The sequence below is a fragment of the Burkholderia sp. SRS-25 genome (assembly GCF_004343765.1).
GTDB lineage: Bacteria > Pseudomonadota > Gammaproteobacteria > Burkholderiales > Burkholderiaceae > Burkholderia > Burkholderia contaminans.
On record NZ_PTXM01000001.1, the window covers coordinates 26913 to 50667 of the forward strand.

Genomic DNA, 23755 nt, shown 5'->3' on the forward strand with positions numbered 1-23755 from the left:
CGACATTCTTTATAGATTGTAAAATTCAATATATTCAATGAGTTGCAACAAAAACACGTATCTCGCAAACGATTTCGCGCCATCGCAATTAATCGAGATGTTTTACCGGGAGGATAAAATCTTTGCTGAGGCGGATTAAAGAAAAATTCCCCGCAAGGTTTTTCCAGAAAAAACGCGGAACTGCGCGATTGCATGTGGCGACGAAAATTGAAATGGCGGAAATGGACAGGCATCGGCGTGCGGTACTGCAAACACAAATCACGATATACGATGAAGCATCCGAAAAACGGCATGAAGCAAATAGAGCCAATGCGTCTGGCGAGAATTGAAATATGCTCCTACAATTCGGCTCGCATCGATCCCGGCGGGCGCGCACCTTTCAGCGCGCGACGGCGACAACGCTCGGCGCCTTTACCGGGTCAGTGATCGGAACCCGCCATGCCGGGCATTACGCCGACCGGTTGTCCGTCATGTCGTCGGGTGAAATCCGAATATCGATGCGCTTGTACGTCGCCATGGAGCAGCTTCCGACGATTGATCCGAACCGGGCCGGCCACCCGCAGGAACGCAGCCAGCAGCCATTCCAGAACAGGTGCACGATGCATCCATCGACCTCCGCATTGGGCGGCGCCCATATCCTGATCGTCGACGATCAGCCCGACCAGCTTCGCTTGCTGATCGACATCCTGCGCGGCACGGGGTGCCGGATCAGCATTGCATCCGACGGGCTGCAGGCGTGCCAGCGCGCGCAGGCGCTCCTGCCCGACCTGATCCTGATGGATGTCCGCATGCCGCGCATGGACGGCTTCACCGCGTGCCGGCTGCTTGCCGCCGATCCGCTGACGTGCGCGATTCCGGTGATCTTCCTGACCGTGGCCGGCGCCTTGCACGAGCGCCTCGAGGGGTTCGACATCGGCTGCGTCGACTATGTGGTGAAGCCGTTCGAGCCCGCCGAAGTGCTCGCGCGGATTCGCGTGCAGCTCGCGCGGGAGAAGCGCGAGCGGCCCGTCGACACGGACAGCCCGTTCGTGGCCGGCAAGGACGACGACATCATCGTGCGCGCGGCCATCCGCCACCTGGCACGAACGCTGAACGATCCGCCGACGGTGGAGCAGCTGGCCCGCGCGGTCGGCACGCATGAAAAGCGGCTGTCACGCGCGTTTCGCGACAATCTCGGCCAGACGGTGTTCGAGTATCTGCGCCAAGAGCGGCTGCGGATCGCGCAGGACCTGCTGGATTCGACGTCGCTCAGCATTGCCAGCATTGCGAAGGAAATCGGTTTTTCCACACCGGCGAATTTCGCGACCGCATTCCGCGAGCGTTTCGGCCTCACGCCGACCGAGTGGCGACGCCAGCGTCACGCCGGCGAACGCGCCGCGCGCCGGGAGCCGCAACGCGACGCATAGGGCCGTTCCGCGCGTTCGCGATTACCAGTCGTATTTCGCGGTGGCCAGCACGGTCCGCTCGTTGCCGAACACGCAGACGGCGTACGATTGGCAGCCGCTGACATAACGCCGGTCGAACAGGTTCGCGACGTTCAGCGCGAACCGCCAGTGCGGCATCTCGTAGTGCAGCGCCAGGTCAACCAGCGTCACGCTCGGCACGGTCAGCGAGTTGTCGGGCGCGCCGGCCGACGCGCTCTGGTAGCGCGCGCCGCCGCCGATCCCGAGGCCCGACAGCGCGCCCGTGCGCCAGGTCCAGTCGGCCCACATCGACGCCATCTGCCGCGGCAGCGGCACGGCCACCGGCCAGTTGTTCAACGACGCGTCGTTCGCCTGCACGTTCTTGACGTCCTGATACACATACGACGCGACGACCGACAACTCGCGGGTGACCTTGCCGACCGCGCTCAGCTCGATCCCGCGCGAGCGCACCTTGCCGGTCTGCACGGACGTCGTGCCGGTCGGGTCGAGACTCACCGGTGTCGGCGTCGCGACGTTGGTCTGGTCGATCTGGTAGACGGCCGCACTCAGCAGCAGGTTCTTGCCGGGCGGCTGCCAGCGCAGCCCGGCTTCCGTCTGCTTGCCGCGCGTCGGCTTGGGCATGCCGCCGCCATACATCCTGACGCCGATGACGGGATCGAACGACGTCGAATAGCTCACGTACGGCGACAGCCCGGCGTCGCCCTGATAGGTGAGCCCGACGCGCCCGGAGAACGCACTGACGTCCTGCTGCGCCTGCGTGCCGGCCGTCCGGTCGTCGAACCGCGCATTGACGAAATCCTCGCGGCCGCCGAGCGTGAGCGTCCAGCGCTTCCAGCGGATCTGGTCCTGCGCATACACGCCGAACACGTTCATCGCCGTGTACTGGTCGACGTGGCCGAGCGACGTCGGGCCGGAGAAAATCGCGTCCGTGACGGGCCGGTAGACGGGGCGATACAGGTTGAGCGACGGCGCCAGCGCGAGCCATACGCTGTTGGTCGTCGTCTGCCGGTCATATTGCGCGCCGAGCAGCAGCATATGTTCGAGCGGCCCCGTGCCGAAGCGCGCCTGCGCGTGGTTGTCGATGTCGAACCGGCTGTAGTTGAGCTGGAACAGCCCCGCATAACGCATCATGGTGGTGCTGCTGCGGGGCATGAAGCCGATACCGAACACCGTCGCGTCGTCGAGCGACAGGTGCGACCAGCGCACGTCCTGGTGCAGCGACCAGATCGCATTCACGCGGTGCTCCAGCGCGTAGCCGAGCGACCACTGCTTCTTCCGGTAGTCGTTGAACCCGGGGGCGCCCATGTAGATGTCCTGCGACAGCCGGCCGTTCGGGTTCGGCAGCACCGTGCCCGACGCGGGCAGGAAGTTCGACGAAATGTCGCTGCTGTCCTGCAGGAAGGTCGCCGAAAGCGTCAGCGACGTATCGGCGTTCGGCCGCCATCGGAACGACGGCGCCAGCGCGACGCGCCGGTCTCCGTTCGGGCCGGTGACCGCGTTGCCGTCGCGCGCCACGCCGACGAAGCGGTACGCATAGCGGCCGTCCGGGTCAAGCGCATCGCCGACGTCGAGCATGAATTGCTTGCGCGCGTCGTTGCCGATCTGCACGCCGGCTTCGCGGACGCGCTCGCCGTCGGCAAGCTTCGTGTGCGCATCGACGATCGCGCCGGGTTCGCCCGCGCCGTACAGCACCGACGTCGGCCCGCGCAGCACGGCGATCGAGTCGATCGTGTACGGGTCGACGCGCCAGTTCGCGATGACGGCCGTATTCGGCGCGGCCACGCCGTCGACGTACAGCGTCGGCGTGAAGCCGCGCAGCGCCGCATACCAGTCGGTGCGGCTGTCGGCGCCGAACGTGGCAAATCCCGGCACATAGCGCAGCGCCTGGTTCAGGTCGGTCGCGCCGGTCATCTCGATCTGCTGCGCGGTCACGAGATTGATCGTCTGCGGGATCTCGGCCACCGGCGTGTCGGTCTTCGTGCCGGCCGTGGTGCGCAGCCCGACGAGCCCGCTCGACGCGCGGTCGCCCTTCCCCGTCACGTCGATTGCCGGCAGCACCGCCGCCGCCGCGCCGGCCGGCGGCGTGGCTGCCGCCCCCGATGCCTGCGCGTGTGCGCCGCCTGCCGCCGCCATGACCCACGCGCTCCCGGCAGCGACCGCCCTCGCGCGTCGCGCCGCACCCGTCCCCGTTACCATCGTTCCATGCTCCGTCGTGCTGGTGGCCGAATCGGCCCGATCGCGGCGCGACGCACCGCCGGCGTCCGCCCTGTGTTGTCAAGCCTGCGATGCTGGTTGCGCGCGAGTCGGCATGCACCGGCCAATGGCGTCGTTCACGAGCGCAGCGATGATACCGGGCGAACGTGGCGCAGTCTCAAAAAAGATGCGCCGGCGTTCGGTGCGTGAAAAGCGGAGCCGGTTCGGCATCGATCCGTACGGCTTTCGCCAGGCAAGGCAAGGCGGATGAAAGACGGAGACGCCGGATTGCGTGCGCCACCGGAGCGGCCGCGGGATGCACGGCCCTGCACGCGTCACCGGGCTTCGCCGAGCGTTGCGGGCCGTGCGCGCCCGACGTCGCGATATCGTCGGCCGGCAGCTTCTCGCGAGAGTGTGGCACCCGCAGCGACCGCACGGAACCCACCGGCACATTCAATCGAGGCTGTCCCGATCGCCCGCGAGTTGCGCGTTCAGCACGCGCGCGTCCGCCTGCCGGTCCAGCGACAGGCACAGGTCGCTCAACGCATCGACGCGCGCACGGTCAAGCGCCAGGCTCGCGAGCGCACGATATTTCGCCAGCAGCGCCGCATCCGGCAGCGGATTGCGCGGATCGCCGAGTGCGATCGGAACATGACGCGATTCCCGCATCCCGTTCGCGCGGCACAGGATGACCGTCGGTTCGTCGAGATCGCCGAGCGCCGGGTCGACGTCGATCTCGATGCGCGCGAGCAGCGCGGTGACGCGCGGATCGGTGCGCCGGTCGTCCCGATAGACGCCGAGCCCCGTATCGCCGAACGCGAGTGCCGCCGCCACCGCGTACGGCAGGCTCATCTGCGCGGACGACAGCGTCGACAGGTCGCGGCCGCCGCACATCCGTGCCACGAACGCGCTCGCACGCACGACCACCCGCTCGATCTCGCCCGCGTCCAGCGTGCGGCCGCCTGCAAGCTGCAGCGCCGCGTCGACGGCTGCATGCGCGCTGCGGCACGATGCATGCGGCTTGATCGAGCAGCGCATCAGCTTCCAGCGCACACCCAGGCCGTCGGTCAACGCGTCGGGCACACGGGACTGCGCGGCGAACGTGTTGAAGAAGCCGCCCCATACGTCGTCGAACACGCGGGCCGGACCGCTTACGCCTTCGCGCGCGAGCAGCGCGGCGAGCACGCCGCCTTCCGCTGCGCGCCCGGCGTGCAGCCGCTTCGTCTGCGATCCGTCGTGGATGAAGCCCCACAGCCCGCCGGAGAAGCTGGCCGCGTGGCCAAGCGCATCGCGCGTGCGTGCGGCGTCGAGCCCGAGCACGCGCGCGCTGGCGGCCGCCGCGCCGAACACGCCGCAACTGAGGGTCGAGTGCCAGCCCGCACCGTTGTGGACCGAGTAGCCGCCGGCCGCCTCGAGTACGCGCCGCCCCACGTCATAGCCGAGCACGATCGCCGCCACGCATTCGCGCCCCGTCACCGGACGGCCGGCGCACGACAGCGCGGCGAGTACGGCAGGCAGCACGACAGCCCCCGAATGGTCGCAGCCGCCGGAATCGTCGAGCTCGAGCGCATGCGCGGCAATGCCGTTGACGAATGCCGCGTCACGCGCGCCGGCGGTCCGGCGCGTGCCCCAGAGCGATGCGCCGCCGTGAGCGGTGTCGCCGGTCAGCGCGCGGGCGATGCGTGTCTCGACGGCCGACGTGCCGGCCAGCGCGGCACCGAATGTGTCGAGCACGTGACGCCTGGCCTTCGCGACGACTTCCTCCGGCAACGCGTCGGCGTCTGTCTGCGCGACGAATGCCGCGAGCCGCGTCGCGCGCGTTTGCGCATCCGTCGTCATCTCGCCGACGCCTCGGCCACGCAGTGCGCGAACACGTCGACCGGATGGCCCGGTTCATTGACGGGCGCCTGGGTACGCCACCAGCGCGCGATGTCGCTCCCGGTGGCGAACCACACGTCGCCCGCGTCGCGCAGGTGAGCCAGCAACGCCCGCAGCAGCTCGATGCGCGCCGCCGTGCCGATGATCTCGGGATGCAGGCGCAGCACGCAGCACAGCCCGAAGCGCCGGAACCCGTCGACGTCGCGCAGCCAGTTGTCGAGCACGTCGCGATAGGCGGCGATGCGAGGCTGGCCGGCAGGCACGGGCGGCGACAGGTTGAACGCGAAGTACGGCTCGTCGTCGAGTTCGTCGTGGAGCGGCAGTTCGACGAGCCGCGCACCTCCCGTGCTGCCGTCGCCGCGCGGATGCACGTACGGCCGATCGTCGCCGCGCCACGACGACGACCACGTGAAGCCTTCCGCGACGAGAAAATCCGCGAAACCGTCGGCCCAGTTGCCGGTGAACGAGCGAAACCCTTCCACGTCGCGGCCGGTCGCGTCCGCCAGCGCGGCACGCCCGGCGCGGCACGCATCGACCTGCGCGGCGAGCGGCAGCGCATCGAAATCCTCGCAGCGATAACCGCTCACGCCGAGTTCGTGGCCGGCCGCCGCGATTTCGCGCACCGCGGCCCCGTGGGTGTCGGCGACGACGCCGGGCACGAACCAGCTTGCCGGCACGCCGAATGCGTCGAATGTTGCGAGCAGCCGGTCGACGCCTCGGGTCGCGCCGTAGCGCCACACCGACAACGATTTCTCGCGGCCGACGATGCGCGGCTCGCGGGTCTGGATGCCATGAATGTCGTTGAAGTCGACCGTGATCGCGACCGCGCAGCGCGCGCCGCCCGGCCATGCAGGCAATTTCGTCACGCGTTGCTCCGTTGCGTCGGTCGTGCATCTCGCGCGGCCTGCGCGAGCCACCAGTCGGCCACTTCGCGGCAGCGCGCGAACCATACGCCATCCCGTGCGCGCATGTGCGCGAACCACGCCTCCAGCAGCGCGATGCGCCCCGGCTTGCCGCAGACCTTCGGATGCAGCAGCGTCGTCAGGCACAGCCCTTCACGGTACACGCCGTCGAATTCGCGCGTCCAGTTGTCAAGTGTCGCGCCGTAACCGGCGATCCGGTCGAGCCCGGCCGGATAGTCGGGGTTGCGGTGATACGCGAGCGACGCGTAATCGTCGGTCTCCCAGCGGCCCGGAATCTCGACGAGCGGCGGCGCGCCGTCCGTGTCGTGCAGCAGGTAGGGCCGGTCGTCGCCGCGCATCGAACTCGAATAGCGCACGCCCGCCTCGCGCAGCACGGCCACGGTCGCGTCGCTCCAGTCGCCGGACGGCGTGCGAAACCCGACCGGCCGCACGCCGAGCGTGCGCGCGAAGACGTCGGCCGACTGTGCCATGATTTCGCGCTGCCGCTCGGGCTCGAGTGTCCAGAACGCTTCGTGCCGATAGCCGTGATAGCCGATTTCGTGGCCGCGCTCGACGATCGCCGCGCATTGCGCGGGCCACGTCTGCGCGATCCACGCGGGCACGAAAAACGTCGCGGGCAGGTCGAACGACGCGAGCACATCGAGCAACCGGCCGAGCGCGCGCCACGGCCCGTAGCTGCCGAGCGTGAAATAGGCCGGGTTGCGCCAGATCGACCCGTTCAGCATCGCGTCGCCGGTCGGGCCGTCGAGATCGAACGCGAGCGCGACGCATGCGCGCTGCGCGTCCGGCCAGCGGGGAGCGAGGCCCGTCATTTCGCGCTCAGCGCGTCGCGTTGATCGTCGCCTTCGCCACTGCGTGCTCCTGCAGCCCCCACTTCGCGAGCAGCTTCTGGTACGAACCGTCGGCGATCAGCTGGTTGAGCGCCGTCGTCAGCGCGCTGCTCAGCGCCGTATTGCCCTTCGCGACGCCGATACCCGTGTATTGCGACAGGAACGGCTTGCCGACCGGCGCATACGCGTTCTGTTCGAGACCGTTCTGGTACGGCAGCGTCTCGCCGCCCTGCACGGCCGCGTCGATGCGGTTCTGGCGCAGCTGCATCCGGGCGTCCGCGGAGCCGTCGGTGCCCACCACGACGATCGCCGGCTTGCCGGCCTTCACGCAGTTCTCCGCGCTCCACGCAGTCGTGTTGTCCGGAAACGACGTGCGCCGGCTCGACCCGACGCGCTTGCCGCACAGCGCGTTCATCTGCGCGAACTCGCCGGCGCGCGCCTTCAGCGTATAGAACTGCGGGCCTGTCTCGATGTAGTCGACGAAGGTCACTGCATCGCGGCGGGTCGGCAGGTCGGTCATGCCGGACAGGATCATGTCGACGCGTTGCGTGGCAACCGCGCTCATCATCTGGTCGAAACTCGTTTCGACCCAGTTCAGTTTCGCGCCCATCTTCGCGGCCAGCGCCTCGCCGAGATCGACGTCGAAGCCCGCCAGCTTGTCGGTTGCCGGGTCCTTGTACTCGAACGGCGGATAGTTCGGCACGATCGCGACGTTCAGCGTGCGTTTCGCGCTCGCGGATTGCGCGGCGGCATACGACGCGTGGAGCGCGAGCGCGCCGAATGCGACGGCGGCCAGCGTGCGGGTCAGGACGGATGCTTTCATGGGATGTCGCCTTGTCGTAATGAAGTCATGGGGGGACTGCGCCGCTCTCGTTGACGGCTCGATCGTTCGGGGGCCCGGCCCGTTCATGCAATCACGGCGGAGATGAACTCGCGGGTGCGCGCCTGCGTCGGCGCGGACAGCACCTGGTCGGGCGGCCCGCTCTCGACGATCCGGCCGCCGTCCATGAACACGACGCGGTCGGCCACCTCGCGCGCGAACCCGAGCTCGTGCGTGACGACGATCATCGTCATCCCGCTCTTCGCGAGATCGCGCATCACGGCGAGCACTTCGCCGACGAGTTCGGGGTCGAGCGCCGACGTCGGTTCGTCGAACAGGATCAGTTGCGGATGCATCGCGAGCGCCCGCGCGATCGCGACGCGCTGCTGCTGGCCGCCCGACAGCTCGACCGGAAACGCGTCGCACTTGTGCCCGAGCCCGACGCGCGCGAGCAGCGCGCGCGCTTCCTCCTCGGCTTGCGCGCGGCGGCGCTTGAGCACCTGCACCGGGCCTTCGATCACGTTCTCGAGCGCGGTCTTGTGCGGAAACAGGTTGAAGCGCTGGAACACCATGCTGGTCGCGAGCCGCTGGCGCGCGACCTGGCGCTCCGACAGCGCGTGGAGGCGGTCGCCGGTGCGCCGGTAGCCGGCCAGCTCGCCGTTGACCCACAGCGCGCCCGCGCTGATCGTCTCGAGCTGGTTGATGCAGCGCAGGAACGTGCTCTTGCCCGAGCCCGACGGCCCGATGATGCACAGCACTTCGCCCGGCGCAACGTCGAGCGTGATGCCGTGCAGCGCCTGGAAATCGCCGTACGACTTGCGCACGTCGACCGCGCGAACGACCGCGTTCGTCATGACGTTCTCCCGATGATTGAGGATCGTATCGTTCATTTGCGCCCTGCCGCGCGGCCCGCGCCGCGTGCGTAGCGCCGTTCGACGCGCGCCTGCGCGAGCGACAGCACGGTCACGACCGCGAGATACCAGATGCCGGCAACGATCAGCAGCTCGATCACGCGGGCGTTCGCGTAATAGATGTTCTGCGCGTTGTGCAGCATCTCCGCGTATTGTACGACGCTCGCGAGCGACGTCAGCTTGACCATGCCGATCAGCTCGTTGCCGATCGGCGGCACGATCACGCGCATCGCCTGCGGCAGGATGATCCGGCGCAGCGCCTGCAGGCGCGCCATGCCGATCGATTTCGCGGCCTCGTACTGGCCGGTGTCGACCGACAGCAGCCCCGCACGCACGACCTCCGACGTATACGCGCCCTGGTTGATCCCGAGCCCGAGCACTGCCGCGAGGAACGGCGTCATCACGTCGACGGTCCGGAATTCGGCGATGCCGGGGATGCCGAGCGTCGGAAACACCAGCGCGAGGTTGAACCACAGCAGCAGCTGCAGGATCACCGGCGTGCCGCGGAACAGCCAGATGTAGCCCTGCGCGATCGCGCCGAGCACCGGGTTCGACGACAGCCGCATCACCGCGGTGACGACGCCGAGCACGACGCCGAGCGTCATCGCGAGCACGGTCATCACGATCGTGTTGCCGAGCCCCGTCAGGATCGAATGCGCGGTGAGGAACTGGCCGACGACGCGCCACTCGATCTGCCCGCGCGCGAACGCGGCGACCACGTAGGCGAGCGCGGCGATGATCGCGATCGATGCGACATAGCGGCCCCAGTAGCGCCGGCGCACGCGCACGAGGCCGGCGGTATCGTCCGCCGCGGGGCCGGCAGGCACGGATGCGCGGTCGAGACGGCTGGAATCGGACGCGCTCAGCATGACGGCCCCCGGTAGTCGGCCGCCCACGCGGCCTGGCGTTCGATTGCTTCGCTCAGGCGGCCGATCTGCTCGCGCACGCGGGCGGGCGACGTGCCGCCCGCACCGCCGCGGGCCGCGACGGCCGCATCGAGCGTCAGATGCGCGCGCACCGCCGGCGCGAGCCGCGCGTCGACGGCCTGCAGCTGTGCCGTGCTCGCGTCCGCGAGCTCGATGCCGTCCCGCTCGCACGCACGCACGAGCGCGCCGGTGATCTCGTGCGCTTCGCTGAACGGCACCCCCGTCAGCGCCAGCCAGTCGGCGACTTCGGTGGCGAGCGTGAAACCGAGCGGCGCCTGGCGACGCATCTCGTCGACGTTCACGCGCATCGTGCGGATCATCCCGGCCATCGCGGGCAGCACGAGCTCGAGCGTATCGATCGCATCGAACGCGGCGATCTTGTCTTCCGCGAGATCGCGGTTGTACGCGAGCGGCAGCGATTTCAGCGTCGCGAGCAGGCCCGTGAGATTGCCGATCAGGCGCCCGGCCTTGCCGCGCGTGAGTTCCGCGATATCCGGGTTCTTCTTCTGCGGCATGATCGAGCTGCCCGTCGCATAGCCGTCGTCGAGTTCCACCCAGCGGAATTGTCGCGACGTCCACAGGATCACTTCTTCCGACAGGCGGGACAGGTTGACGGCCAGCATGCTCGTGACGAACGAGAATTCGGCGACGTGATCGCGGGCGGCCACCGCGTCGATCGAGTTCTCGCACGGCGCGTCATAACCGAGCTCCTGCGCGGACAGCTCGGGTCGCACGCAGATCGCCGAACCGGCGAGCGCGGCCGCGCCGAGCGGCGAACGCGCGGTGCGGCGGTCCCAGTCGACCAGGCGGTCGGCGTCGCGATACAGCGACTGCGCGTGCGCGAGCAACTGATGGCCGAACACGATCGGCTGCGCCGGCTGCAGGTGGGTGAATCCGGCCGTCACCGTATCGACGTGCCGGCTCGCCTGGCCGACCAGCGCATCCTGCAGGTCGAGCACACCGCGCACCAGCTGGCGCGCCTTGTCGCGCAGGTACAGGCGCAGGTCGTTCGCCGCCTGGTCGTTGCGCGAGCGCCCGGCGCGCAGCTTGCCGCCCAGCGCCGGCAGCCGCTGCGTGAGTACGCGCTCGAGGAAGGTGTGCACGTCCTCGTCGGCCAGCGACGGCGCGATCGCGCCGGCCGCGTAGTCGCGTGCGACGCCGTCCATCGCGGCCAGCAGTTGCACCAACTCGTCGTCGCTCAGGATGCCTGCGCGATTCAGCTCGCGCGCATGCGCACGGGAGCCGGCCAGGTCGTACGGCACGAGACGGAAGAAACTCGGATCGGAGCGGGACAGGTTCAGCAGCGCATCGGACGGCTGCGACTGGAAGCGGCCGCCCCACAGGCGTTCGATCGGTTCGGTAAGGCTCATTGCGGTCGACCTCGACTCGGTTGGATTGCCCCCACTGTAGGCATTCAATTTTTTTGTTGTAGCGAGAAATTGAATCCGCTTAAATGAAATTTTTCTCAGCACAGCGTCGTTCGACGTGCCTGCCGATGCGCAACCGCCTGCCCCCGCTGAACCCGCTTCGCGCGTTCGAAGCCGCCGCCCGGCGCGGCAGCGTGTCGGCCGCCGCCGACGAACTGCATGTGACCGCGAGCGCGGTCAGCCACCAGATCCGGATTCTCGAAAGCACGCTCGGCGTCGCGCTTTTCGTCAGATCAAAGGCGCGCGTGAAGCTCACGCCGGAAGGCGAGGCGCTGCTGGAGCCGGTCGGCACGGCGTTCGACATGATCGCGAACGCGACCGTCAGGCTCGATTCGCCGGCCGCCGCCGGCGATCTCGTCGTGTCGACGCCGCTGTCGCTGACGTCGCGCTGGCTCGCCAGGCACATCGGCGATTTTCTCGAGCGCTACCCGGGTATCCACCTGAAAGTGATTCCGTCGAACGACGAGCGTGAGATTTATTCGCCGGACGTCGACGTCTGCATTCGCTATGGGGAAGGCAACTGGCGCAACCGGCACGTCGAGTTGCTCGAGCATCCGGCGCTGTTTCCGGTCGTGAGCCCCGCCTTGATGAACGGGCCCGATGCGATCCGCAAGGTGCAGGATCTCGCGGGACGCACGCTGTTCTGCGAGCATGCGGGTTCGTGGATGCGCTGGCTGGCGGAAGCGAACGCCGACCAGCTGCCGGGCATCCGCATTCTCGAAATCGGCAACGCGCACATCGGCGTCGAAGCCGCGGTGCACGGGCAAGGCGTGGCGCTCGGCGACAGCCTGTCGGTGCGCGACGACCTGATCGACGGCACGCTCGTGCGGCCGTTCAGCGCCACGGTGCCGTCACGTCATGCTTACTATCTCGTCACGCGTCAGGAGCTGGCCGACTCGCCGCTCGTGACCGCGTTCACGTCGTGGCTGCGCGCGCGCCTCGCGTGATGTGCGTCGCGACGCGACGCGAGCGCGGACTCAGGTCGCGAGACTCGCCAGGTCGTCCCACACCATCACGATGTTGTGCGACCGCCAGACCGGCCCCGGATCGATGGTCTCGCCGGCAAACCGGCCGTGCAGCGCCTCGTAGAACGCGATCGCGGTGTCGTTTCCGGTGACGACGCTCAACGCGGCGCCGCGGTAGCCCGACCGGCTCAAGTGCATCGCCAGTCGTGCCAGCAGCTGACGGCCGATGCCGCGCCGCTTGTACCCGGGATCGACATACAGGAATTTGATCTCGCCGCGGCCGCCGAAGATCGGTTCCGACGGCGTGCCGGCCGCGCCGATTCCAACGATCCTGCCGTCGATCTCCGCAACCAGCACGAGCTGGTGCGCGTCGTTCGACGACAGCTTTTCCTGCCATTTCCTGCCGCGATAGCGTTCGTCGAGGACGGCATACGCTTGCGCCGGCGCAAGATCCCTGTAGGTATGCCGCCAGACCTTGACGTGAAAATCGGCGATCGCCTGCGCATCGTCGAGATGGGCGGACCGGATGGTGATGCCAGTCATCGAAAACTCTCCCGGGCAGCGTGGCGATGGGGGTATGGCGTGCATCGCGGATTGTCCGCGATCCGTGCAGCGATGTCGATCACCGCTCATCGCCGGCGGCCGGGAACGCCGAACGTGCCCGCCGTTTCCTTCGTCAACCCCGCGCGCGCCGCATCCTGAGCGTCGCCGACGGCGATTCGCCGAATGCCCGCTTGTACTCGATCGCGAACCGCCCGAGGTGCGCGAAACCCCATTTCATCGCGATGTCCGTCACCGACGCGTGCCCCGGCGCCGCGTCGGCCAGCAGTTCATCACGCACATGCTGCAGCCGCAACTGCCGCACGAAGCCCATCGGCGTGATCCCGTGGCGATGGCGGAAGCCGGCGAACAGCGTGCTCGGGCTGACGCCCGCGAGTTCGGCGAGCCGTTCGATCGTCAGCGGCTCGTCGAGATGCGCGCGGATGTAGTCCTCGACGCGCCGCACGTAGAACGGCGCAATCGCGACCGGCAGATGCCGCGTGCCGTTGCGCGCGCTGTTCGGGTGGCCGTGCAGCAGCAGGTTGAGCAGCGTCGATTCGAGCTGCTCGAACGCGAGCGGATGACGCAGCGGATGCGCATCCGTCGCGATCGCGCCGGCAAGGATCGGCAGCATCTGCATCAGACACGTTCCCTGCGACGACGACAGGCTGAATTCCGGCTCGAATTCGACCGGCGCGCGCCGGTCGTCGCCGAAATGCCGCTGCGCGTGGCGCTCCATCACTTCGCGCTCGATGCGCAGGATGACTTGCGGGCACGCGTCGCCCCAGCGCATCTTCAGCGACAGCGTCGGCGAGATCAGCGACGCGGTGCCCGGCGACGACACGAAACGCGCCGAGCCGCACTCGATCTCCGCGTCGCCGCGCAGCGGGATCTGCAACAGGAAGAAGTGCTCGAGCGGCCCGGGCTCGATGCTGACGCCGCCGCCATAATCGAGCAGGTTCAACGACAGGTTGCCCCAGCGCGCGTGATGCATGCAGCTGTGCAGCGCGCGCGATTCGCCGGTCGGCGTGAGCCGGTGCGGCTTGAAGACGTCGGCGACGCGTGCGCGCACCTCGTCGACGTCGTTCGACTGCAGCAGCAGGTTGTCGTGATTGAAACAGGCCGTATCCGGCAGCCAGCCCGTTCCGGAAAATTGCGCCATCGATGTTCTCCCGTCATGCTCGGTTGCACTCGCGTCGTGCATGCGTTCCCGGTATGGGGGCATTCGCCGCACGATCCGGATAGCGCCCGGAGTATCCGGACAGTCCGGCCGCCAAAGCACGCAAGTCCCGCGCAAACAACGCAAGAAGCGGACCGTTCGCGCATCGTAGAAAACTGTGCGGGCCTTCCGCATCCGCACATACCCGCAGTCAGCCGCGCGCCCGCCCACGCGCGGCGGCCGGTTTCCCAGGTTTCCGGAATTCGCGGATACCGGCCGAAGAAAGCGGATAGAAGTGCCCATTTCGTCCGCCAATACTGGGCCCGTCGCAGCAAAAAACTGGAATGGAGGGACACATGCAAGGACGTCACATCGAGATTCCGTCGCCGGACGGCGGCACGTTTCGCGCGTACCTGAGCACGCCGGCCGCCGGCAAGGGGCCCGGCATCGTGCTGTGCCACGAGATCTTCGGCGCGAACGCGACGATGCGGGAAGCGGCCGACTACTACGCGGAGGAAGGCTATACGGTGCTCGTACCCGACCTGTTCTGGCGCCAGTCGCCGGGAATCGAACTCGGTTACACGGCCGCCGACATGGAACGCGCGATGGCCCTTTATCAGGAATACGACGAGAACAAGGGCGTCGAGGACATCGGCGCCGCGCTCGCGGTGCTCAGGCAGTTGCCGGAATGCACGGGCGAGGCCGGCGTGCTCGGTTACTGCCTCGGCGGCAAGCTCGCGTATCTCGCCGCATGCCGGCTGCCGGGCGTGGCCGCGGCGGTCAGCTACTACGGCGTGGGCATCGAGCAGGCGCTCGGCGAGGCGTCGCACCTGCACGGCCGGCTCGTGCTGCAGATCGCGGGGCAGGACCGCTTCTGCCCGCCCGACGCGCAGCAGCGCATTGCCGACGCGCTCGCCGGGCACGACGGCGTCGAGGTGTATGTGTATCCCGGTGTCGATCACGCGTTCGCACGCGCCGGCGGCGATCATTTCGACAAGGCCGCCGCGATCATGGCCCATCAGCGCGCGATCGCCGCGTTCCGTGCCGCGCTCGGCCCGCACTACGATCTGTCCACACTGTGGGAAGCGCATCTGAAACACGAATTCGACACGCGCAACGTCGACGCCACGATGGCGACGATGGTTGCCGAACCGTACGTCAACCATATTCCGACGCTGACGGGCGGCGTCGGCTACGACGAGCTCAAGCGCTTCTACACGCATCATTTCGTGCATGCGAATCCGCCGGACACGACGATCACGCCGATCTCGCGCACGGTCGGCGCGAGCCAGATCGTCGACGAGCTGCTGTTCTGCTTCACGCACACCACCGAAATCGACTGGATGCTGCCGGGCGTCGCGCCGACCGGCAAGCGCGTCGAGATTCCGCTCGTCGCGATCGTCAAGTTTCGCGGCGACAAGCTCTATCACGAGCACATCTACTGGGACCAGGCGAGCGTGCTCGTGCAGATCGGCCTGCTCGATCCGGCCGGCCTGCCGGTCGCGGGTGTCGAAACGGCCCGCAAGCTGCTCGACGAAACCGTGCCGTCGAACGGCCTGATGCACCGTTGGCAGGACAGCGAACCATCGGCGGGTGCGCATTGACGCGGCCCTTCCCTCACCCCACGATTTCCGGAGAGACCCCATGACTGCCGTTGCTGGCAAAGTCGCGATCGTCACCGGCGGCGCCACGCTGATCGGCGCCGCGGTCGCGCAGGACCTGAGCCGCGCCGGTGCGTGCGTCGCGATCCTCGATCTCGATGCCGAGAACGGCGCGCGCGTGGCCGATTCGCTCGGCGAACGGGCGATGTTCGTCGCGCTCGACATCACCGACGATCGCGCGATCGAGCACGCGGTATCGGCCATCGTCGAGCGGTTCGGCGCGATCGACGTGCTCGTCAACCTCGCGTGCAGCTACGTCGACAACGGGATCCAGGCGACCCGCAACGACTGGCTCGCCGCGATGGACGTCAACGTCGTGTCGGCGGCGATGCTCGCCAAGGCCGTGCACCCGCACCTGGTCCGGCGCGGCGGCGGCGCGATCGTGAACTTCAGCTCGATCTCGGCCCAGTGCGCGCAAACCGGCCGCTGGCTGTACCCCACGTCGAAGGCGGCGATCCGCCAGCTCACGCGCAGCATGGCGATGGATCTCGCGCCCGACCGCATTCGCGTCAACTCGGTGTCGCCGGGCTGGACGTGGTCGCGCGTGATGGACGAGCTGACGCACGGCGATCGTGCGAAGACCGATCGCGTCGCCGCGCCGTTCCACCTGCTCGGCCGGGTCGGCGATCCGTCGGAGGTCGCGCAGGTCGTGACGTTCCTGTGCAGCGACGCGGCGAGCTTCGTGACGGGCGCCGACTACGCGGTGGATGGCGGCTATTCCGCGATGGGCCCCGAACAGGCGGCGCCGGCCATTCCGCGTCTCGCGGAGTGACCGTCCCTCACCGCCGCTTCCCGCAATCATTTCGATTCCGGCCGGCATCCGGCCAACCAAGGACATACCCATGAGACGCATCGCCATCGTCGGCGCCGGCCAGTCCGGCCTGCAACTCGCCTTCGCCCTGCTCGACCAGGGCTACCACGTCACGCTCGCGACCAACCGCGACGCCGAACAGATCCGCACCGGCAAGGTCATGTCGAGCCAGTGCATGTTCCACACGTCATTGCAGATCGAGCGCGACCTCGGCCTGAACGCCTGGGAGGAAGCGTGCCCGTCCGTCGAAGGGATCGGCATCGCGGTGCCGCATCCGGACGGCAACGGCCGCAAGGTGATCGACTGGTCGTCGCGGCTGACCCGCTACGCGCAGTCGGTCGATCAGCGCGTGAAGATGGCCGACTGGCTCGACGGCGTGAAGCGCCGGGGCGCGGATGTGCGCATTGCCGACATCGGCGTGCCCGAACTCGAGGAACTGGCGCGCAGCCACGACCTCGTGCTGCTCGCGGCCGGCAAGGGCGAGATCGTCAACCTGCTCGGCCGCGACGACGCACGCAGCGCGTTCGACCGCCCGCAACGCGCGCTGGCCCTTACCTACGTGAAAGGGATGACGCCGAGCCAGCCGTATTCGCGCGTGCGCTTCAACCTGCTGCCGGGCATCGGCGAGTACTTCGTGTTCCCCGCGCTGACCACGACGGGCCCGTGCGAAATCATGGTGTTCGAAGGCATTCCGGGCGGCCCGCTCGACTGCTGGGCCGACGTGAAGACGCCCGAGCAGCATCTGGACCGCAGCCTGTCGTTCCTGCAGCAGTACGTGCCGTGGGAATTCGAACGCTGCCGCGACGTCGAGCTCACCGATCCGAACGGCACGCTGTCCGGGCGCTTCGCGCCGACGGTGCGCAAGCCGTTCTTCCGGTTGCCGTCGGGCCGCACGGTGTTCGGGATGGCCGATGCGGTGGTCGTCAACGATCCGATCACCGGCCAGGGATCGAACAACGCCGCGAAATGCGCGAAAGCGTACTTCGATGCGATCGTCGCGCGCGACGCCGCACCGTTCGGCGAAGACTGGATGCAGCAGACGTTCGAAGGCTACTGGGCGTATGCGCAGCATGTCGTGCGCTGGACCAACTCGCTGCTCACGCCGCCACCGCCGCACATCCTCGAGCTGCTCGGCGCGGCTGGCCAGTTGCCGACGCTCGCCGCGGCGATCGTCGACGGCTTCGACGATCCGCGCCGCTTCTCGCCGTGGTGGTTCGAGCCGTCGGCCTGCGCGGCGATGATCCGCGAACACAGCGCACGCACGGAGTAACCGGCATGGAAACGACCGCTACCGATCGCCCGGCCCTCGACCCGCTGCAGTTGCGCGCCGCGTTCGGGCAATTCCCGACCGGCGTGACCGTGATCACCACGTGCGCGCCCGACGGACGCAAGGTGGGCCTCACCGCCAATTCGTTCTCGTCGCTGTCGCTCGATCCGCCGCTCGTGCTGTGGAGCCTGCGCAAGGTCGCGCCGAGCCGCCCGGATTTCGTCGCGGCCACCCATTTCGCGATCAACATCCTCGCGCACGACCAGATCGACCTGTCGCGCCGCTTCGCGACGCCCAGCGCCGACAAGTTCGACGGCGTGCTTCACGTGGATTCGGAAACCGGCGGCGTGCCCTGCCTCGACGGCGCGAGCGCGCGCTTCGTGTGTCGCAACGTCGGCCATTACGAAGGCGGCGATCACCTGCTCTTCATCGGCCAGATCGAACAGTTCGACACGTTCGGAAAGGCGCCGCTCGTGTTCCACGCCGGCCAGTATCGCGCGATCGCCGATCATCCCGATCTTTTTCGTGTCATTTGATTAGTTATACCAATAAATCAACAGGAGGTGGTGAACATGAAATTCGGCTCTCGCGTGCTCGTCGTCGCAAGCCTCACGATCGCCGGCATGGCCGCAGGCGCGCCGGCCGGCGCAGCCGACCTGCCGGCGGTCAATCTCGGCATGACCAGCTTCCTCGACGGGATGCCGCCGGCCGGCTCCGGCTGGTACGGCACGCAGTACCTGCAGTACTACACGGCCGGCCGCGTCAACGACAATGCGGGCAACAAGGTCGGGCTGCCGAAGCAGGACATCGACCTGTTCGCGGGGCTGAGCCAGCTGGTCTATCAGTCGCCGCTGGCGTTCGCGGGCATGCATCCCGGTCTCGACGTGATCCTGCCGTGGATCGCGTCCGCACGAACCGACGACGGCATCGGCAACGTCGCGCTGAATGCGCGTGCCGGCTTCGGCGACCTGCTGATCGGCCCGTTCATCCAGTTCGACCCGGTGATGGGCGCGCAAGGCCCGCGCTTCGCGCAGCGCGTGGAATTCCAGTTCATCGCGCCGACCGGCGCGTACGACCCGTCGCGGGCGATCAATCCCGGCAGCCACGTCTGGTCGTTCGATCCGTACTGGGCGGCGACGCTGTGGCTCACGCCCAAATGGACCGTGTCGTGGCGGCTGCATTATCTGTGGAACGCGACCAACCACCAGCCGGCCACGTCGCTCGGGCCGGACGTGTCGTCGACGCAGGCCGGCCAGGCGATCCACGCGAACTTCGCGACCGAGTACGAAGTGCGCCCCGGCCTGCGGCTCGGGCTCAACGGCTACTGGCTGCGCCAGACCACCGACATGAAGGAAAACGGGCAGGACGTGCCGGGCACGCGCGAGGCCGTGTTCGCGATCGGCCCCGGGGCGATGGTCAGCTTCTCGCAGCAGGATCACCTGATGTTCAACGCGTACTTCGAAACCTATGCGCGGAACCGGCCGCAAGGCACGCGGTTGGTGCTGCGGTACGTGCATCACTTTCAGTGACGGCCGCGGCCGGCTGAACGGGCCCGGCGCTCCGCCGCTCGGCGGCCTCCTACTTCGCCGCCTGCGCCGCCGGCGTGAACGAGCACTTCGGATCGTTCTTGCCCCGCGCCGAACAGCACTCGAGCAGGTCGCTCACCGACTTCACGTTGGCGGCGTTCCATTCGTCCCGGCTGCGATTGTTGTCGATCGGCATCCAGTGCGTCAGCGGATAACTGCTCGCCAGCTGGTTGCTGCCTTTCGGCGGCGGCAGCAACCCGGCGGCGAGCGGCACGTAGATCTTGCAACTGTTCTGGTCGCCGATCCGGTGGCAGCCGATGCAGGTATTGCCGGGCGTGCTGATCGCGTGCGACGTCCATGACGCGAAGTCGGCACCGAGATTGACGTACTTGCCCCACGGATCGGTCGGCACGCGGTTCCACACCTGCCCGATCCACGGGCTGTACATGACCGGGCTCGCGTCGTGGCACGACACGCAGCGCTTCGTCGCGGTCGCAGCCGGCTTCCACCAGAATTCCGCGGCCGACGGACGACCGGGTGGCGGTGTCTTCTCGTTCGGCGGCGGCACGCGCGACGCGTCCATGCCGCCCGCGCCGCCCTTGTCCGCATGAAACCAGCAGGTCTTGCCGTTGCGCACGTGGTGCAACACGATGTCGACTTCGTCGTAATACGGGCTGCGGTTCTCGCGGATCTGCTTGCGGCGGCAAAACGCCGAGATCTGCGTGTCGCCGTGAGACAGGTCGAGGATCTTCGAGTAAGGCGTGCATTGCCCGGAGGTCGGCGCTTCGTACGGCAACAGCGCCGGTCGATCGCAGGTCATGTGTGCCGTGTACCGCGCGGGCACGCTGCCGTTGACGGTAATCGGCACGTCCGTACCGCTGTTGCAGTCGAACGCGGGAATCTCGCCGATTTCGTCGGTGCACTGCTGTGCGTATTCGTGCAGGGAGGCATCGGCGCCTTCGGCCGCAAACGAGGCGGGCGCGGCCAGCAGCATCGCCAGCGCCGCGACGCAGGTCCTGATCGTCATGCCGCCTCCTTCGTGTAGCGCATCGCCACCTTGCGAATGGCCTCGATGTATTTGACGTAGCCGGTGCATCGGCACACGTTGCCGCCCACCCACGTCTCGATCATCGCGTCCAGTTCGGCGGCATGCACCGGCTGCGCGCGCAGATGATCGAGCATCGCGGTCGCGGCCATCAGGAATCCCGACGCGCAGTAGCCGCACTGGAATGCAAACGATTCGAGAAAGCTCTGCTGCAGCGGCGACAGCGTGCCGCCCTGCGCGAGCCCCTCGATCGTGTACACGTGCATGCCGGCCATCGCGCTGACCGGCGTCGAGCACGACAGCGTCTTTTCCATCGGCGCATCGGGCGTGTTGCGCACGCCGACCGTGCACGCTCGGCACACGCCGATGCCGCAGCACAGCTTCGTGCCGGTCAGGTCCTGTCGTTCGTGCAGGAAGTCGATGAGGTTCATGTCGGCGTCGGCGGCGGCTGCCTCGACGGGCTGGCCGTTCACGACCATGCGGACCGGATCGCTCATTGCAGTGCCTCCCGAATCTTGTCCGGCGTCACCGGCGTGACCCTGAACCGCTTCCCCGTCGCCATCGCCAGCGCATTGAGCAGCGCCGGCGCAATCGGGCACATCACCGCTTCCGCGATGCCGCGCGCGTTCGCGGGGTCGTTGCCGGGCGGCGGCAGCGCGATCAGCTCCTGTTCGGGAATGTCGGGCAGGCGCGTCACCTCGTAGCGGTCGAGGTTCCATCTGCCGCCGCCCGGCCCGTCCGGGCCGAGCGGACACGTCTCGGTCAGCACGTTGCCGATCCCCATCGCGACCGCACCTTGCGACTGCCCTTCGACGAGCTCCGGCGACAGTTGCCGCCCGACGCTCACCGCCGACACCACGCGCTCGACCTTCACGCGCCCGTTCGCCGGATCGACGGACACGCCGACGAGCGACGCCGATGGCGCATAGGTCGTGCGCCCGTAAAGGCTCGTGTCGACCGGCGGTGCCTGCAGCGTGCGGTACAACGGCGTCAGGAAGTAAGGATCGAGGCCGACCGCCACGTAGTCGTAATCGACTTGCGCGCTGCCCGACGCGAACGGATAGGTGCCCTTCCAGAAGTAGCCGGCATAGCTCGCATGCACGGCCGCCACCGTCTGCAGGCCCAGCTTCGTGATCGCGCCGAGCAGCGCCGGCCACGGGATCGGCGCGAGGCCGTTCGCGACGAGCGCGCGATCGGCCCAGCGTACGTCCTCGGCGCGCACGGGCACGCCCCACCACGCACGGGCGGCCGGCAGCACGCTTTGCAGGAACAATGCCTGGGCCGCCCCCTTCACCGCGTGGTACTGATGGAACGCGCCGAGACAGGCGCTCGACGAACCGTACGTGTAGCGCACCGTCTTCGGGTTGGCCGACGGGTTGCTCGAGCGCGTGAGCCCGAGCGCATTGAACGGACCGATCTCGCTCATGGCGATCGTCTGCGCGTTCTGCCCGAGAAATTCGGCCGGTGCGAGGCCCAGCGTCGTGGCCGCGCCGTTACCCATGTCGGTGTACGGCGTGACCACGCGCAGCCGGCTGTCGGGCAGGATCTGCACCATCCCGAACATGCCGTCTCCCGAGGTGCCGTATGCCTCGTTCGCCATCGCGAGTCCAACGCCGTAGCGGAGATGGCGCGCGCTGCGTTCCGCGCGGATGCGCTCGCGTTCGCGCCACAGCGGGTGCTGTTCGAGCCGGTCGAGCAGCGCGTCGAGCTGCAGGTCGAACAGGATCGGCGCGCCCGTGATCGCGCGCCCCTTGCCGAGCCCGGGCGTGCTGCCGAGAAAATTGGCGCGGCGGATCGCGAACGGCGAGAGCCCGAGCCGGCGCGCGGCCTCGTCCATCAGCGTCTCGACCGCCATGAACGCCTGCGGGCCGCCGAAGCCGCGCTGCGACCCGCCGAACACTTCCCGCGTATAGGTCGAGGCCGCCTGCGCGCGTGCGCGCGGAATCTCGTAGCAGCTCATCGCGCTCAGCGCGGCGAGCTGCGCGACGTACGGCGACAGGTTCTTCTTGCCGCCGCCGTTCATCAGGAAATCGCACGTGATCGCTTCGAGCTTGCCGCGCCGGTTGAACCAAAGCGATTCGGAGAACTGCGTTTCGCAGCGCTTCAACCCGACCTGGAACTGCTCGTAGCGCGACTGCTGCCAGCGTAGCGCGCCCTTCGCGAACGGCGCCGCGAGCGCGAGATAGAGCGGGAAATAGGACTTGTCGCGCCCGCCGAATCCGCCGCCCGGATAGCACGCGATGACGTGTGCCTCCTTGACCGATACGTCGCTACCCTGGAACAGACCGAGCGCACCGGTCGCATCGTCGTTCGCCGACTGCGTGCCGAGCACGAGGCTCATTTTCGCGGCGGATGGGTCGTACCATGCGAGCCCGGATTCAGGCTCCATGAACATCGGGTCCATCGCCGGGGTCTCGAATCCTTCGTTGCCGGTCGCGCGCACGCCGATCCACGCGCCTGCGGCAGCGTTGCGGGCAATCGTCGCGTCGATGTTGGCGACCGCCTCCTCGCGTTCCTTCAGGTATTCGGCGGTCGGCTTGCCGTTGCTGTCGGTCTGGTATTTGTCGACGTAGTTGAAGCCGCGTTCGTCGTCGCGCACGTAGACGGTCACGGGGGAAAACGGCACGGCCTGCGCGGCCGTCGGGCGCGTGACCGGCGCGCCGTAGCGAATCACGCCGCGATTGAAATCGAGCAGCTTCTTCGCGCGACGATAGACGTCGAAGTTCTCGAAGACCAGCAGCGCGGCCGGTTGTCCGTAGCAATCCGCCGCGTGGCCGGTGCGCGCGAGCCAGTAGATGTCCTGGTTCGCGATCGGGTCGGCCTCGGGTGCCAGCGGAATCCGTCGCGCACTCAGCAACGCGTTGTCGACAACGGCGATCGGCCGCAATTCGGCAGGCAGCACCCCGAGGTCGTAGCCTTCGTACACGGCGTCGACCCGATCGCACCGCAACGCATAGAGCCAGCTCTCCTGCTGCGGCCAGCCGACGAAGTCGCGCGACTTGAAGTCGCGCGCGTAGATCTTCTGGCCCGTGACCTTCGGGATGCCGTCGATGCGCCAGCGCGCCTTGCCGGGCACCGGCGCCCAGCCCGGCCCGGCCGCGTCGTCGTCCGCCTGCCCGGCCGCGCCGAGCGCCAGCGCCGGCAAATGGGTGATCGAGATCGCGACGAGCGCGCCGCTCCCGGCCAGCTTCAGAAAGGTCCGGCGTGTCACAGGCACATCGATGGCCATGCTGGGTCCCTCGTTCGAACAGTCGTGCCGGCACGGCCGACGCGCGACACGACGCCGGCCGTGTGCGGGCCGCTTCGCGTGTGCTTCGTCGTGCGGGATGTCGGTGCGGAAACGGTCTTGCGGACGCGCTCGCGCGTCGGCGCTCAGGAATCGGGGGGAAGCGGACCGGGAAACGTGCGCGGCGGATTCGCGCGGGCGCCACGGGCTCGCGGATGTCTGC

The 23755-nt window shown here is 68.1% G+C and carries 22 protein-coding genes; 8 read left to right on the forward strand and 14 right to left on the reverse strand.

The window, feature by feature from the left end; all coding sequences use genetic code 11:
• Positions 1-122 precede the first annotated feature (122 nt).
• Positions 123-329, forward strand: a complete 207-nt coding sequence (locus C5O79_RS38345) for a hypothetical protein (RefSeq protein ID WP_163009067.1) — start codon at positions 123-125, stop codon at positions 327-329.
• Between the two features lie 90 nt (positions 330-419).
• Here C5O79_RS38345 and C5O79_RS00130 read toward each other — a convergent pair whose 3' ends face one another.
• On the reverse strand, positions 420-605 hold the full coding sequence (locus tag C5O79_RS00130; protein WP_124473757.1) for a hypothetical protein: 186 nt from the start codon (positions 603-605) through the stop codon (positions 420-422).
• On the opposite strand from C5O79_RS00130, the gene C5O79_RS00135 reads away from it, so the two are divergent.
• Positions 600-1406 (forward strand): response regulator, encoded by an 807-nt coding sequence (locus tag C5O79_RS00135; RefSeq protein WP_046547361.1) that lies wholly within the window; start codon positions 600-602, stop codon positions 1404-1406. The two genes, C5O79_RS00130 and C5O79_RS00135, sit on opposite strands and share 6 nt — an antisense overlap.
• 21 nt (positions 1407-1427) lie before the next feature.
• Here C5O79_RS00135 and C5O79_RS00140 read toward each other — a convergent pair whose 3' ends face one another.
• From C5O79_RS00140 to argH, 8 genes are all read right to left on the reverse strand, one after another.
• Positions 1428-3620, reverse strand: a complete 2193-nt coding sequence (locus tag C5O79_RS00140; protein ID WP_131931040.1) for a TonB-dependent siderophore receptor — start codon at positions 3618-3620, stop codon at positions 1428-1430.
• Between the two features lie 450 nt (positions 3621-4070).
• A complete protein-coding gene (locus C5O79_RS00145) occupies positions 4071-5456 on the reverse strand; it encodes an MmgE/PrpD family protein (RefSeq protein WP_122477910.1) in 1386 nt (461 codons plus the stop codon).
• Positions 5453-6361, reverse strand: a complete 909-nt coding sequence (locus tag C5O79_RS00150; RefSeq protein ID WP_046546951.1) for a polysaccharide deacetylase — start codon at positions 6359-6361, stop codon at positions 5453-5455. Before C5O79_RS00150 ends, C5O79_RS00145 begins: the two co-directional genes overlap by 4 nt.
• Positions 6358-7230: a polysaccharide deacetylase gene (locus C5O79_RS00155; RefSeq protein ID WP_122477915.1), complete on the reverse strand. Its 873-nt coding sequence runs from the start codon at positions 7228-7230 to the stop codon at positions 6358-6360. The genes C5O79_RS00150 and C5O79_RS00155 overlap by 4 nt, the downstream gene beginning before the upstream one ends.
• A 7-nt stretch (positions 7231-7237) precedes the next feature.
• Positions 7238-8071: an ABC transporter substrate-binding protein gene (locus C5O79_RS00160; protein ID WP_122477919.1), complete on the reverse strand. Its 834-nt coding sequence runs from the start codon at positions 8069-8071 to the stop codon at positions 7238-7240.
• Between the two features lie 83 nt (positions 8072-8154).
• Positions 8155-8958, reverse strand: coding sequence for an amino acid ABC transporter ATP-binding protein (locus C5O79_RS00165; protein WP_046546953.1), 804 nt, complete (start codon positions 8956-8958; stop codon positions 8155-8157).
• Positions 8955-9848 (reverse strand): amino acid ABC transporter permease, encoded by an 894-nt coding sequence (locus tag C5O79_RS00170; RefSeq protein WP_081421341.1) that lies wholly within the window; start codon positions 9846-9848, stop codon positions 8955-8957. Before C5O79_RS00170 ends, C5O79_RS00165 begins: the two co-directional genes overlap by 4 nt.
• Positions 9842-11275: an argininosuccinate lyase gene (gene argH / locus C5O79_RS00175; RefSeq protein ID WP_046546954.1), complete on the reverse strand. Its 1434-nt coding sequence runs from the start codon at positions 11273-11275 to the stop codon at positions 9842-9844. The genes C5O79_RS00170 and argH overlap by 7 nt, the downstream gene beginning before the upstream one ends.
• Before the next feature lie 125 nt (positions 11276-11400).
• Here argH and gcvA point away from each other — a divergent pair, with 125 nt between their 5' ends.
• Positions 11401-12279 carry a transcriptional regulator GcvA gene (gene gcvA, locus C5O79_RS00180; protein ID WP_046547364.1) on the forward strand — a complete coding sequence of 293 codons (879 nt, stop codon included), beginning with the start codon at positions 11401-11403 and terminating at the stop codon, positions 12277-12279.
• Between the two features lie 30 nt (positions 12280-12309).
• Here gcvA and C5O79_RS00185 read toward each other — a convergent pair whose 3' ends face one another.
• Complete coding sequence (locus C5O79_RS00185) at positions 12310-12840, reverse strand: GNAT family N-acetyltransferase (RefSeq protein ID WP_046546955.1); 531 nt, start codon at positions 12838-12840, stop codon at positions 12310-12312.
• A gap of 133 nt (positions 12841-12973) precedes the next feature.
• On the reverse strand, positions 12974-13999 hold the full coding sequence (locus C5O79_RS00190; RefSeq protein WP_122477921.1) for an AraC family transcriptional regulator: 1026 nt from the start codon (positions 13997-13999) through the stop codon (positions 12974-12976).
• 353 nt (positions 14000-14352) lie between these two features.
• Between C5O79_RS00190 and C5O79_RS00195 the strand changes: the two genes are divergently transcribed.
• The 5 genes from C5O79_RS00195 to C5O79_RS00215 all read left to right on the forward strand — a co-directional run bounded on the left by C5O79_RS00195 (position 14353) and on the right by C5O79_RS00215 (position 19264).
• Positions 14353-15600, forward strand: a complete 1248-nt coding sequence (locus C5O79_RS00195; RefSeq protein WP_047853284.1) for a dienelactone hydrolase family protein — start codon at positions 14353-14355, stop codon at positions 15598-15600.
• A 40-nt stretch (positions 15601-15640) separates the two neighbouring features.
• Positions 15641-16429 (forward strand): SDR family oxidoreductase, encoded by a 789-nt coding sequence (locus C5O79_RS00200; protein ID WP_047853283.1) that lies wholly within the window; start codon positions 15641-15643, stop codon positions 16427-16429.
• A 70-nt stretch (positions 16430-16499) separates the two neighbouring features.
• Positions 16500-17738, forward strand: a complete 1239-nt coding sequence (locus C5O79_RS00205) for a styrene monooxygenase/indole monooxygenase family protein (protein ID WP_047853282.1) — start codon at positions 16500-16502, stop codon at positions 17736-17738.
• Between the two features lie 5 nt (positions 17739-17743).
• On the forward strand, positions 17744-18271 hold the full coding sequence (locus C5O79_RS00210) for a flavin reductase family protein (protein ID WP_047853281.1): 528 nt from the start codon (positions 17744-17746) through the stop codon (positions 18269-18271).
• 36 nt (positions 18272-18307) lie between these two features.
• Complete coding sequence (locus tag C5O79_RS00215) at positions 18308-19264, forward strand: transporter (protein ID WP_047853280.1); 957 nt, start codon at positions 18308-18310, stop codon at positions 19262-19264.
• Between the two features lie 49 nt (positions 19265-19313).
• Here C5O79_RS00215 and C5O79_RS00220 read toward each other — a convergent pair whose 3' ends face one another.
• Genes C5O79_RS00220 through C5O79_RS00230 form a run of 3 tightly spaced genes read right to left on the reverse strand, consistent with a single transcriptional unit; the run spans position 19314 to position 23535 of the window.
• A complete protein-coding gene (locus C5O79_RS00220; RefSeq protein WP_047853279.1) occupies positions 19314-20288 on the reverse strand; it encodes a hypothetical protein in 975 nt (324 codons plus the stop codon).
• Entirely contained in the window at positions 20285-20803 is a 519-nt protein-coding gene (locus C5O79_RS00225) for a (2Fe-2S)-binding protein (protein WP_046546963.1), read from the reverse strand. Before C5O79_RS00225 ends, C5O79_RS00220 begins: the two co-directional genes overlap by 4 nt.
• Positions 20800-23535 (reverse strand): molybdopterin cofactor-binding domain-containing protein, encoded by a 2736-nt coding sequence (locus C5O79_RS00230; protein ID WP_122477923.1) that lies wholly within the window; start codon positions 23533-23535, stop codon positions 20800-20802. The genes C5O79_RS00225 and C5O79_RS00230 overlap by 4 nt, the downstream gene beginning before the upstream one ends.
• Positions 23536-23755 lie beyond the last annotated feature (220 nt).